The sequence below is a fragment of the Frateuria sp. Soil773 genome, from assembly GCF_001428405.1.
GTDB lineage: Bacteria > Pseudomonadota > Gammaproteobacteria > Xanthomonadales > Rhodanobacteraceae > LMSL01.
In genome coordinates this window covers 277-12,838 of record NZ_LMSL01000003.1, presented here as the reverse complement: position 1 = coordinate 12,838, position 12,562 = coordinate 277, and the positions used below count along the sequence as shown (strand labels likewise).

Here is a 12,562-nt window from a genome sequence, read left to right as displayed (position 1 = left end):
CCAACCACACGGGATCGCCCATGAAACGTGGCCCGGCACGTCTCCTCGCCCTGCTGCTCGTCCTGCCGCTGCTGTCCGGCTTCGCCGCGGACGCGGCGGACGCCTTCGTCGGCCACTGGATCGCCACCGACGGCAGCGGCTACCGGCTCGAGGTGGTCCGCCAGGGCGGCAAGCTGCTGGTGAGCGAGATCGACCCGACCGACGACGACGGCACGCCGGGGCGGGCATCGACCCATCCGGCGGTGGTCGAGAAGGGCTTCCTCGAAGTGCAGGACGACGAGGTGCCGAGCAGCTACACCTTGAACGAGGCCACCGGCCACCTGGTGCGCTCGGACAACATCCTTTCGTTCAAGAAGGTCGGGTCCTAGACCCGTCCACGATTTGCGGGTATCCACATGAACGTCATCCCAGCGGCTTTCAACGGCCGAAGGGCCGGTCAAGCTGGGATCCAGCGTCTTTGGGGCAATCAAAGTCACCGGATGACTCGCTGCGTTTGCCCCTGCGGGGCCAGCCTTTGGCTGTTCAACGCTCGCAAGGCTCGCTTTTGTCCTGCTTGACCGGCCCTGCGGCCGTTGAAAGCCGCAGGAACGACGACGAGATAGAGTGGCGCTGATGAAAGGATCGTGAGCAGGCTCCGAGCCGCGAGCCGGGCGGCTCAGTCCTCGTCCTGCGGCATCGACTGCATCACGCCCTGGTCGACCGCGAGCTGGCTGGCCGCCAGCGCGACCTGGGTGCGGTTGTTGACGCCGAGCTTGCGCATGATCGCGGTCATGTGCGCCTTCACCGTCGCCTCGGACACGCCCAGGTCGTAGGCGATCTGCTTGTTGAGCAGGCCCTCGGCGATCATCGTCAGCACGCGGAACTGCTGCGGGGTGAGCGAGGCGACGCGCGCGGCGACGTCGGCCTCGTCGGTCTTCAGCGCCACTTCGCCGCCGAGCAGTTCGTGCGGCAGCCACACGTCGCCGTCGAGCACCGCGCGGATCGCCTGCACGATGTCCTCGCCCGCGGTGGACTTGGGAATGTAGGCCGAGGCGCCGTGGGCCAGCGCGCGGCGGGCCACCTGCGCTTCTTCGTGGCCGGACACCACGATGGTCGGCAGGCCCGGGTACTGGCCGCGGATGTGCGCAAGCGCGGAATACCCGCGCGCGCCCGGCATGTGCAGGTCGAGCAGCAGCAGGTCCGCCTCCGGGAACTGCTCGACCAGCGCCAGCAGGCTGTGCACGCTGTCGGCGGCGTGCACCCGCGCCTGCGGCAGGGCAGCCAGCACGGCGCGCTGCAGGGCGTCGCGGAAGAGTGGGTGGTCGTCGGCGATGAGGACGTCGGGCATAGGGTCAGGAGCGAGGGGAGAGAAGTGAGGAGTGAGAGAGAGCCTCTGCGTGGCGCGGCTTCTCTCCTTTTCTCACTCCTCGACTCTTGCTTCTCGCTACTTGATCAAGCGCTCGTCGACCAGGTTCTTCACCACGCCCGGGTCGGCCAGGGTGGTGATGTCGCCGAGCTGGTCGGGCTGGTTCTCGCCGATCTTGCGCAGGATGCGGCGCATGATCTTGCCGGAGCGGGTCTTGGGCAGGCCGGGCGCCCACTGCAGGTGGTCCGGCGTGGCGATCGGGCCGATCTCCTTGCGCACCCAGGCGATCAGTTCCTTGCGCAGCTCGTCGCTGCCGCTCTCGCCGGCGATCAGGGTGACGAAGGCGTAGATGCCCTGGCCCTTGATCTCGTGCGGGCAGCCGACCACGGCGGCCTCGGCGACCTTGGGATGCGCCACCAGCGCGCTCTCCACCTCGGCGGTACCCAGGCGATGGCCGGAGACGTTGATGACGTCGTCGACGCGGCCGGTGATCCAGTAGTAGCCGTCCTCGTCGCGGCGTGCGCCATCGCCGCTGAAGTAGTTGCCGGGGTAGGCGCTGAAATAGGTGTCGATGAAGCGCTGGTGGTCGCCGTAGATGGTGCGCACCTGGCCGGGCCAGGAGTCGGTGATCAGCAGGTTGCCCTCGGCCACGCCTTCGAGCACGCGACCGTCGGCGTCCACGATCGCCGGCTTGATGCCGAAGAACGGCAGGGTGGCCGAGCCGGGCTTGGTGTCGATGGCGCCCGGCAGCGGGGAAATCAGGATGCCGCCGGTCTCGGTCTGCCACCAGGTGTCCACGATCGGGCAGCGCCCTTCGCCGACCACGTGGTAGTACCACTCCCACGCCTCCGGGTTGATCGGCTCGCCGACCGAGCCGAGCAGGCGCAGCGACGCGCGCGAGGTCTTCTTCACCGGGCCCTCGCCCTCGCGCATCAGCGCGCGGATCGCGGTGGGCGCGGTGTAGAACAGGGTGACCTTGTGCTTGTCGACCACCTGCCAGAAGCGGCTGTGGTCGGGATGGTTCGGCACGCCCTCGAACATCACCGTGGTGGCGCCGTTGCACAGCGGGCCGTACACCACGTAGCTGTGGCCGGTGACCCAGCCGACGTCGGCGGTGCACCAGTAGACGTCGTCCTCGCGCAGGTCGAACACCAGCTCGTGGGTGTAGCTGGTGTACACCAGGTAGCCGCCGGTGCTGTGCTGCACGCCCTTCGGCTTGCCGGTGGAGCCGGAGGTGTACAGCACGAACAGCGGGTGCTCGGCCTCGACCGGGGTGGGCGGGCAGTCGGCGGACTGGCCTTCCATCAGGGTGTGCCAGTAGCGGTCGCGCGGCGACTGCATGTTCACCGCGCCGCCGGTGTGGCGCACCACGATCACGGTTTCCACGCTGTTGGTGCCGGGGCGCTCCAGCGCCGCGTCCACGTTGACCTTGAGCGGGATGCGCTTGCCGGCGCGCAGGCCCTCGTCGGCGGTGACCACCACCTTGGCCTGCGAGTCGGCGATGCGCCCGGCCAGCGAGTCGGGCGAGAAGCCGCCGAACACCACCGAATGGGTGGCGCCGAGACGGGCGCAGGCCAGCATCGCCACCGCCGCCTCGGGGATCATCGGCAGGTAGATCGCCACGCGGTCGCCCTTGGCCACGCCGAGGTTCTTCAGCGTGTTGGCGAACTTGCACACTTCCGCGTGCAGCTCGCGGTAGGTGATCGTGCGCGAGTCCTTCGGGTCGTCGCCCTCGAACACGATGGCCGGCTTGTCGCCGCGCCTGGCCAGGTGGCGGTCGAGGCAGTTGGCGCTGACGTTCAGCTCGCCGTCTTCGTACCAGCGGATGTGCAGGTCGTTGCGGTCGAACGAGACGTCCTTGATCCGCGTCGGCGGCCGGGTCCAGTCCAGCCGCTGGCCGACGCGGCCCCAGAAGCCTTCCGGATCGGCCACCGACTCGGCGTACAGCCGGGCGTAGTCGTCCTCGCGGATGCGCGCGCTGGCGGCGAACTCGGGCTTGACGGGGTAGAGCTTGGACATGGATGCCTCCTGCAGATAGGGCGCGGCAACGCGGAGAAGGGGAAGTTGCCGGGAACGCCGGCACGCATCGAGTGTAGCCCCGCGCAGCGCCCTGCGTGGCGCCCGCCGCTTCGACTTTGGTCGAGTTTCGACCAATGGCGAATAGTCGCCCGCGCCGCAGCATGACCATGCTCGCCTGGACTTCACCTGGGGAGAGGCAAGCCATGACGTCGCCATCACCAACCTGCCGCAGCCGGCTGCTGGCCCTGAGCGTGGCCTGCGCGCTGGCGTTGCCGCTGGCCGGCCATGCGCAGGACAGCCGCGAGCAGCAGCTCGAACAGCGGGTCGCCCAGCTCGAACAGCAACTGGCCGAACTGAAGGGCATGATCCAGGCGCAGAAGACCGCCGCCGCGCAGCAGCCGGCGCCGCCGCAGGCGCCGTCCCAGACCGTCGCGGCCGCGCCGTCGGCCAAGCCGGTGTTCACCAGCGCGCCGGGCGTGTCGGTGGCCCTGCACGGCTTCGTCAGCGCCAGCGCGTTCGGCCAGGACAAGAGCTTCACCTACGGCAACGGCCAGAACGCCGAATATCCGGTGCCCGGCTCGAAGGGCTCGCTCAGCGGCTTCGACGTGCGCAACACGCGCTTCTGGCTGGATTTCAGCGGCGCCAAGCTCGCCGGCGACTGGGGCGGCGGCGGCCGCATCGAGATGGACTTCTTCGGCGGCTTCAACGGCACCGGCGCCTACAGCCGGCAGCAGCCGACGCCGCGCCTGCGCCAGGCCTACATGGACCTGACCAACCCCAACACCGGCAGCACGGTGCGCATCGGCCAGCAGTGGGACCTGATGTTCCCGGTCGACAACACGCCGACCTCGCTGACCCACATCGCCTTCCCGCTGGGCTTCGCCGCCGGCTTCGTCGGCTGGCGCTTCCCCGGCGTGGTGTGGATGCAGGACCTCAACCACGGCAGCGACGGCGCCAAGTGGCGGCTGGACCTGGGCGCGTTCGACGGCTCCTGGAGCGGGCCCGACGGCGCGGTCAACAACACCAACTACAAGACCGCCGGCAACGCCGGCTTCCGCCCGCAGGTGGAGGCGCGCCTGCGCGTGCAGGACAAGACCTGGGTGGCCTACCTGGTCGGCCACTACAGCGAGATCGACCTGCGCGGCGTGGACGGCACCGCGCCGGTGCCGATCAAGGACAGCATCAAGAGCGTGGGCTACGAGCTGGGCGGCCAGTGGAAGCCCGGCCCGTGGATGTTCAAGGGCCTGGTCTACAGCGGCAACGGCCTGGGCCAGATCTTCGGCGGGTTGTCGCAGTTCGGCGACATCAAGGAAACCGGCGGCTTCGTGCAGGCCGGCTACAGCTTCACGCCGAACTGGAGCCTCAACGCGTTCTACGCCATGAGCAAGCCGAAGGAAGGCGACGTGGTGCGCTGGCTCGGCAACGGCTCCAGCGGCCTGCTGAAGAACCGCCAGGCCGCGCTCAGCCTGCAGTACGCGGCCGGCGCCTACGAGCTGGGCGTGGAGTGGATGTACGACAAGCTCGACTCCACCACCAACGGCGAGAACCGCCGCACCACCAGCGGCAACCAGGTCAGCCTGAGCGGCCTGTACAAGTTCTGACGCATGGCGGCGCGCCCGGCGAGGGCCCGCCGCCTGCCGTGCAGTTCGCGCGCCGCCGGCACGGGGCCGGGGCGCGGGTGCGATGGCGCGAAAGGCGCCGCCGCATCCGGTCCGGGCCCGCTTCGAGGGCAGGCGGGCCGGTCCACCACTTCGGGGAGAGATCACCATGGCAACCACCGCGATCGGCGCGTCCACCGCGCTCGATACCAGCCACAAGCGGGTCGTGCTCGCATCGAGCCTGGGCACCGTGTTCGAGTGGTACGACTTCTACCTGTACGGCTCGCTCGCCGTGATCATCGGCAAGCAGTTCTTCTCCGGCCTGAACGAGGCCAGCCAACTGGTGTTCGCCCTGCTCGCGTTCGCCGCCGGCTTCGCGGTGCGGCCGTTCGGCGCGATCGTGTTCGGCCGCGTCGGCGACCTGGTCGGGCGCAAGTACACTTTCCTGGTCACCATCATCATCATGGGCCTGTCGACCTTCCTGGTCGGCGTGCTGCCCGGCTACGGCGCGATCGGCGTCGCCGCGCCGGTGATCCTGATCGTGCTGCGCATGCTGCAGGGCCTCGCGCTCGGCGGCGAGTACGGCGGCGCGGCGACCTACGTGGCCGAGCACGCGCCGCCGGGCAGGCGCGGGCTGTACACCAGCTTCATCCAGATCACCGCGACCTTCGGCCTGTTCCTGTCGCTGCTGGTGATCCTCGGCTGCAAGTGGCTGCTCGGCGACGCGTTCGACAGCTGGGGCTGGCGCGTGCCGTTCCTGCTGTCCTCGCTGCTGCTGGCGGTGTCGGTGTACATCCGCATGCAACTGGCCGAGTCGCCGGTGTTCCAGCAGATGAAGGCCGAGGGCAAGGCGTCGAAGGCGCCGCTGACCGAGTCGTTCGCGCGCTGGAGCAACCTCAAGCTGGTGATCCTGGCCCTGCTCGGCGCCACCGCGGGCCAGGCGGTGGTGTGGTACTGCGGCCAGTTCTACGCGATGTACTTCCTCGGCACCACGCTGAAGATCGACGCCACCACCGCGCAGTTGCTGATCGCCGGCGCGCTGCTGATCGGCACGCCGTTCTTCGTGGTGTTCGGCTGGCTGTCGGACAAGATCGGGCGCAAGCCGGTGGTGCTGGCCGGCTGCCTGCTCGCGGTGCTGACCTACTTCCCGATCTTCAAGGGCATCACCCACTACGGCAACCCAGCGATCGAGGCGGCCAGCGCGGCAGCGCCGGTGCGCGTGCAGGCCGACCCGGCCGCGTGCACCTTCCAGGTCGACCTGATCGGCAAGAAGACCTTCACCAGCTCCTGCGACGTCGCCAAGAGCTACCTGGCCAAGCGCGGCGTGCCCTACGGCAACGTCGCCGCCGGCCCGGGCGCGCTGGCGGTGGTGTCGGTGGGCGGCAGGGACATCGCCTCGTTCGAGGGCGGCGCGCTGTCCAAGGCCGACTTCGCCGCGCAGGGCAAGGTGTTCGGCGAGACGCTGGGGGCGGCACTGAACGAGGCGGGCTACCCGGCGAAGGCCGACCCGGCCAAGATCAACACGCCGATGCTGCTCCTGCTGCTGACCCTCCTGGTGATCTACGTGACGATGGTCTACGGCCCGATCGCCGCCTGGCTGGTGGAGATGTTCCCCACCCGCATCCGCTACACCTCGATGAGCCTGCCGTACCACATCGGCAACGGCTGGTTCGGCGGCTTCCTGCCCTCGGTGTCGTTCGGCATCGTGGCGGCCACCGGCAACATCTACTCGGGCCTGTGGTATCCGGTGGTGATCGCGGCGATGACCTTCGTGATCGGCCTGTTCTTCGTGCGCGAGACCAAGGACGTCGACATCACCGCCTGACGGCCGGCCGCCCGGGCGGGTTCCGCCCGGGGCAAAGCAAAGCGCACCGGCAGCGATGCCGGTGCGCTTGCGTCTGCGGTTCCGGTCAGGCCCGGATCATGCTCTTCGGATCAGGCCGATGATCACCAGCAGGATGATCGCGCCGATCAGCGCATTGATGATCGCGGCGACGATGCCGCCGCCGATGACGATGCCCGCCATCGGCAGCAGCCAGCCGGCGAGGAACGCGCCGACGATGCCGACCACGATGTTGCCGAGCAGGCCGAAGCCGAAACCGCGCACGATCAGCCCGGCCAGCCAGCCGGCAATCGCGCCCACCAGAAGGAAAACGATCAAGCCCGAAGCAGTCATCGCCCCAACTCCTGTCCATTGCGGGAACGTACGCCGCGCCAGGCGGCCGTACCGGGGCAGCTTCCGGATTGCGATGTGCAGCGTGCGTGATTTCCGGCCGCCGGGCTCAGAGGTCGCGCAGCGGCGGCTTGCCGGCGCGCAGCCGTTCGAGGTCGAAGTCGGACAGGCTTTCCTCGCGCGACCGCGCGGCGATGCGCGCCTGCGCGAAGGCCAGCGCGGTGGCGAACAGGCCGGCCAGGCCCAGCAGCAGCCAGATCGCCATTGCGCCGCCGCTGTGGCGGGTGAAGCACAGCAGCAGGGACAGCACGGTGGCGGCGAGCAGGAACCAGCGCATGTCGGACCTCGTGGGCGATGCCGCGGCGGGTGGCCGGCGGACGCGCGCATCATAGCCAGCTTCCGTGCGGCCGGTGACGGGCCGGCGCCACTCCGTGAGCGGCACCGCAGTCTGGCAATCGGGCCAGGGCAATGCGCCGTGGAGCGAGCGGGAGCACGCTCTAAGAGCTTGTTCGCGATCCATCCGCCGGTTCATCCGCTTCATCGTCATTCCTGCGGCTTTCAACGGCCGCAGGGCCGGTCAAGCAGGAATCCAGCGACTGTTTCTCTGGAAACCCAACGACGCTGGATCCCAGCCTTCGCTGGGATGACGTTTCTGGGATGACGCTTCATAGAGGGATACCTGGAAGCCTTTGAACAGGCTCTAAGATGAGCGCATCGGACACCGCCATTGCCGCAAGGGTCGAGATGCCGCAAGCCGCGCCCCCGCCGCAGCCCCGCGCGCCGCTCTGGCGCCGCGCCTACCGGGCCGGGCTGCGTTTCAGCAGTTGGGTGGCGATCGTGCTCGACCATCTCAGGCCGATCCGGGTGCCGCTGCTGATCCTGGCGGTGGCCGGGTTCGTCGCGGTGGGCGTGGAGCAGGCCGCGGAACTGTTCCTGATCGCGGTGTGGACCGATCCCAGCACCGCCCGCTATGCCTGGCTGCTGGCGGGCAGCGCCCTGGCCGGCCTGTCGATGTGGTACGCGGCGCGCAGCGCCTACCGGCTGGCCTACCCGCGCTGGCCGGCGCTGCAGGACCCCCGTGCCGCCGGCCTGCGCGCCTGGCTGCCGCGGGTGCTCGGGGCGGCGGTGCCGGCGCTGGTGCTGCTGGGCTACCTGCTCGCGCTGTGGTCGGTGCCGCACGGCGCCTGCCACGCGGCCGACGACTGCCTGCGCCGCAACGGCCGCACGCTCGGCCTGCTGCTGGAGACGGGCGCGCTGGTCGCCTTCTTCGTCGGCCGGCGGCGCATGGTGAACCGCTGGCGCCGCCGTCGTGGCGCGCCGCCGTCGCTGGCTGCGCGTCCGGCCGATGAGCCGCGCCTGCGGCGGGTGCGTGCGCTGGGACGCGTTCCGCTGCGCATCTTCGCCGGCGCGATCGCGCTGAACGTGGCGGCGACCGTGCTGGTGGCGTGGCGGCCGACCCTGCTCGACGGCAGCGGCCCGCTGGCGATCCTGCTGCTGGCGGCCGGCTTCATGTCGCTGTCCGGCGGTTTCCTGTGCATGCTCGCAGACCGGCGCGGCTGGCCGCTGCTGAGCGTGCTGCTGCTGCTCAGCGGCCTGCTGCATGCCCTGCATCTGAACGACAACCACCGCGTGCGCCAGTACGCGGCGATGAGCACGCACCAGGACCCGGCCGCGCCGCCGCCGGACACGCGGCCGGCGTTCGCGGACTATGCGGACGCCTGGCTGGAGCAGCGCTGCACCGGCCGCGACCCGTGCCCGGTGGTGCTGGCCTCGGCCGAGGGCGGCGGCATCCGCGGCGCGGCGTGGACGGCCCTGGTGCTGGCCCGGCTCACCGCCCAGGTGGAGCGCCAGCGGCCGGCGGGGCCGTCCGGCGAACCGCTGCTGGCGCGCTACCTGTTCGCCGGCAGCGGCGTCTCCGGCGGCAGCCTCGGCCTGGCCAGCTACGTCGCGCTGCTGCGGCAGCCGTCGCCCAGCGCCGGTGCGGAGGCGCTGGAAACGCGCGCCCAGGCCATGCTCAGCCACGATTTCCTCGCGCCGACGCTGGCCAACATGTTCTTCGTCGACTTCACCCAGCGCTGGCTGCCGGGCGCCTGGCTCGACGACCGCTCGCGCGCCTTGACCCTGGCCTGGGAAGACGCGGCGCGCAGGCAGGGCGTGGAAGCCTTCGCGCAGCCGTTCAGCGCGCTCTACCGGCGCGCCGACGGCAGCCTCGATACCGATGTGCCGGCGCTGTTCCTCAACAGCACCACGGTGGTCGAGGGCAAGCGCTTCATCGAGCATCCGTTCCGCCCGATCGCCTCGCCGCGGGAGCAGCCGTGGACCGCCGCCTTCGACGGCTCTGCCTGGCTCGACCCGCGCGTGCCGCTGAGCGAGGCGGTGCTCAACAGCGCGCGCTTCACCTACGTCAGCCCGGCCGGCACGCTGGAGACCGCCGGCAACGCGCGGCCGCTGCCCGCCACGCTGCAACTGGTCGACGGCGGCTACTTCGAGAACTCCGGCACCACCACCTTGCTCGAAGTGATGCGGCAGCTACGTGCGATCGCCGCGGCGCGCGGCCGGCACCTGCGCTTCATCGTGCTGCACGTCAGCAACGATCCGCAGCTGGGGGATTTCATCGACAACCATGATCCCGCGCATTTCATGCCGTTCTACTCAACCGCCTGCCCGCAGCCGGCGACGCCGTCGCGCAACGCGCCCAGCGGCGAAGCGACGGCACCGCTGGAAGCGTTGCTGGACACCCGCAGCGCGCGCGGAAGCTATGCCCGCGCGCAGCTGCTCGGCGCCCTGCATCCGGATGCGGGCGATCTCGTCCGCGGCGACCTGCTGTGGCACTTCCGCCTGTGCGCCGGCGACTACCCGATCCCGCTGGGCTGGGCGATCTCCGCGCCGGTGTTCGACGAGATGCGGCGCCAGCTCGGCCGCAATTACCCGCTCGACGCGATGGCGCAGGCGCTGTACCGCCAGCTCGCGCCGCCGGCCGCCGGTGTCGCGTCGGCTGAGACCTCCGCCCGCTAGGCTGGCGTCATGCCAGCACGTCCCCTCGATCCGTTCTCGCCCCACGCGCTCAAGGGGCGCGGCGCCGCTTCCAACCCGGAAGGGCGCTTCGAGTCGGTCCGCCACCACGCGGAGGACGACGGCTGGCAGAGCGCGCTGCTGGACGAGGACGCGCCGCGCCCGCGCACCGAGGTCGCCGACGAGCGCGCGCGCAGCGTGATCAGCCGCAACGATTCGCCCGACATCGCCTTCAGCCAGGCGATCAACCCGTACCGCGGCTGCGAGCATGGTATGACGTACTGGTAAGTGTTCAGCCCAATTCCAGCACGGAAGGCCTTAAAAACGGTACTTTGGCGGAATCAGAGAGTGAACACCTTCCTCACTGGTCAGTCGATTCTGTGAACACCCCGCCCCGGAAGCGGCACCCTGCCGATGTCGACAGGCTGGGTGCCTGCGGCCGGCTTGGACGCTTCCCGCTCTCCAGTAAGTATTGGACAGAGACCGGGAGAAACTAGCGCAATAAGAGGGTAGTTTCGATCGTCGCACCCACTGTGCTCGCGCGTAGGCTTTGCCCCATGCACTCACGGCGGGGCAAGGTCATGGACGAGTATGGTGTTACCCCCGGGCAAGAGCCCGAATCTTCCGGGCAGGTGGTGGCTTTTCGCGAGCTAAACGTTTACGTGCGGTGCACCTATCTGGAAGCTGCAGATCAAGACCAACTCCGCGGTCTGAACGTCAAGCCTGTCCCGAATGGCCTGCACATCCTTGTGTCGCGGTCGACCGGTCAGGTCGTGGAACCCGTCCTTCTCTTCCTCGAAGGGAAGTTGGTACGGCGGCTCTTGCTGAACAAACCAAACAACCTCAAAAAAAGCCCTCACACCCGGAAGGCACTTGCCGACGACCTGAAGGATTTTTACGACTTTCTGGACGGGAACGGTCTCGCCCTCGACGCGGTCGACGACCGCGCGTTGAACACCTACGTGTCGACCATGGAGTCCACGCCGTCTCCGGTCACTGGTCAGCCCTACAGCAGCAACACGATCATCCGGCGTCTGTCCACCGTGAAGATGTTTTGTTCGTGGGCGCAAGACAGAGGGTTGCTTCGCCATCGGTTCCTGATCGAGGAGGTCAAAGCCAGGCGGTCGATGGACAGGAGATTCTTGGCGCATCTCCCGTCGACAAGAAAGACGGAAAGGTTTGCCCCTGCTGTCGATGTGCCCTCGGCACCGGATCCTTCGGAAAGAGTCACCGTGCTCGCGTCGGCGGAGGTGAAGGGGATCCTCGACGCACTTGGTCCCCCGGTGCCCTTGAAGTGCCTCGGGGTGCCAGAGGCGCCGATTGAAGGAGCGTTGCATCGCGATCGGCTCATGGCTCAGTGCGGGTTCTATGTGGGTCTGCGTCGCGAGGAAGTGTGCGATCTCGAGCTGGACAGGCTCAATGCAATCAGGGTTGCGGAGGACACGCACCCCTTTACCCTGCAGAAAATCCTAGTGCACGGTAAGGGCAACAAGTGGCGCACGGTCAACGTGCCCACATGGTTGATCCTGTCCCTGCAGTATTACGCGGCGACCGAACGAGCGGAGGTCGCCGCAAAAGCCCTCAAGCAAGATGCCGCCTACGTCGCGCCGAACCGCGTGTTCCTGAACCGCGCGGATGCGCGCACCGGACGAGGCGCTCAGGTGACGCCGAAGACACTTAATCGCATATTTCGCGAAGCTCAGCTGCGGCGAAATGCGACATGTGCCATCGGAGCGCAGGCAGGATCTGGCGAAGCGCCACTGTATGGATTCCATGTGCTTCGTCACTCGTACGCGGTGTACACCTATCTCGAGCGCAAGCGTGCCCGCGACACCGACCCCATCAAATATATTCAGGCCCAGCTTGGTCACGCTCACTATTCGACCACTGCTGACACCTACCTGAAGTACGCGCTTCTGGCCGAGTCAAGACTCTACGACGTCTATCTGGACGCGAGAAGGCTGATGACTGACATGTTCGAAGGCGACCTCGATGGCTAGGAGCGGGTCGGCGAAATCACGGCATGTCAAACAGGACGCGACCGGCGCGCAACTACCACGTGACATCGGAACATCGGCACCGGTAAGTGACGTTGTCATGTACGACACGGCGAAGGTATCGCTGCTCGTCCAACTGGTTGATCGGCGCACGAGCAGCAGCGTCATAGTCGACTGCAGTTCGTGGTTGGTTGCTCCGGAGCTCGCGCTAACGTTTGCGGAGGCGTCAGTTGCTGCCTGCGCGGGGCAACGGCTCCGGACAAAGGAAGCGCACCTGCACAACCTTATCTATGGCTTCTTTTCTTATTTGAACCATTCCGGGAGCCACAGAAGCCTGACCGTCGTGGACCTCACCACAACACTCCTGAGTGAGGTTGTACGTGAGTGGATTGGTCGCACACGTGAGGACGGGTCCTAC

10 protein-coding genes and 1 pseudogene are annotated in these 12,562 nt (G+C 68.3%); 7 read left to right on the top strand and 4 right to left on the bottom strand.

Going from position 1 to position 12,562, the window contains the following annotated elements; translation table 11 throughout:
* Window positions 1-20: 20 nt before the first annotated feature.
* Window positions 21-368 carry a hypothetical protein gene (locus ASG87_RS02505; protein WP_056000346.1) on the top strand — a complete coding sequence of 116 codons (348 nt, stop codon included), beginning with the start codon at window positions 21-23 and terminating at the stop codon, window positions 366-368.
* A gap of 287 nt (window positions 369-655) precedes the next feature.
* Here ASG87_RS02505 and ASG87_RS02500 read toward each other — a convergent pair whose 3' ends face one another.
* Together ASG87_RS02500 and acs are read right to left on the bottom strand one after the other, a co-directional pair.
* Window positions 656-1,327 carry a response regulator transcription factor gene (locus tag ASG87_RS02500; RefSeq protein WP_056000344.1) on the bottom strand — a complete coding sequence of 224 codons (672 nt, stop codon included), beginning with the start codon at window positions 1,325-1,327 and terminating at the stop codon, window positions 656-658.
* 96 nt (window positions 1,328-1,423) lie between these two features.
* Window positions 1,424-3,364: an acetate--CoA ligase gene (acs, locus tag ASG87_RS02495; protein ID WP_056000342.1), complete on the bottom strand. Its 1,941-nt coding sequence runs from the start codon at window positions 3,362-3,364 to the stop codon at window positions 1,424-1,426.
* A 203-nt stretch (window positions 3,365-3,567) separates the two neighbouring features.
* Between acs and ASG87_RS02490 the strand changes: the two genes are divergently transcribed.
* Window positions 3,568-4,965 (top strand): hypothetical protein, encoded by a 1,398-nt coding sequence (locus tag ASG87_RS02490; protein ID WP_056000339.1) that lies wholly within the window; start codon window positions 3,568-3,570, stop codon window positions 4,963-4,965.
* 166 nt (window positions 4,966-5,131) lie between these two features.
* The gene (locus ASG87_RS02485; protein ID WP_056000335.1) at window positions 5,132-6,787 is read left to right on the top strand and encodes an MFS transporter; all 1,656 of its coding nucleotides are present in this window, start codon (window positions 5,132-5,134) and stop codon (window positions 6,785-6,787) included.
* A 96-nt stretch (window positions 6,788-6,883) separates the two neighbouring features.
* On the opposite strand, the gene ASG87_RS02480 is transcribed toward ASG87_RS02485, so the two are convergent.
* Both ASG87_RS02480 and ASG87_RS02475 read right to left on the bottom strand, forming a co-directional pair.
* A complete protein-coding gene (locus ASG87_RS02480; protein ID WP_056000332.1) occupies window positions 6,884-7,138 on the bottom strand; it encodes a GlsB/YeaQ/YmgE family stress response membrane protein in 255 nt (84 codons plus the stop codon).
* 106 nt (window positions 7,139-7,244) lie between these two features.
* A complete protein-coding gene (locus tag ASG87_RS02475; RefSeq protein WP_056000329.1) occupies window positions 7,245-7,472 on the bottom strand; it encodes a hypothetical protein in 228 nt (75 codons plus the stop codon).
* Between the two features lie 368 nt (window positions 7,473-7,840).
* Between ASG87_RS02475 and ASG87_RS02470 the strand changes: the two genes are divergently transcribed.
* The 4 genes and pseudogenes from ASG87_RS02470 to ASG87_RS20760 form a co-directional block, all read left to right on the top strand.
* Window positions 7,841-10,150: a hypothetical protein gene (locus ASG87_RS02470; RefSeq protein ID WP_157510856.1), complete on the top strand. Its 2,310-nt coding sequence runs from the start codon at window positions 7,841-7,843 to the stop codon at window positions 10,148-10,150.
* Window positions 10,151-10,159: 9 nt separating this feature from the next.
* Window positions 10,160-10,420: pseudogene (locus ASG87_RS02465) on the top strand (radical SAM protein); the annotation flags it as partial.
* Window positions 10,421-10,728: 308 nt separating this feature from the next.
* Window positions 10,729-12,147 carry a tyrosine-type recombinase/integrase gene (locus ASG87_RS02460; RefSeq protein ID WP_056000321.1) on the top strand — a complete coding sequence of 473 codons (1,419 nt, stop codon included), beginning with the start codon at window positions 10,729-10,731 and terminating at the stop codon, window positions 12,145-12,147.
* 97 nt (window positions 12,148-12,244) lie between these two features.
* The coding region (locus ASG87_RS20760; RefSeq protein ID WP_235499552.1) for a hypothetical protein at window positions 12,245-12,562 on the top strand (318 nt) is incomplete at its 3' end.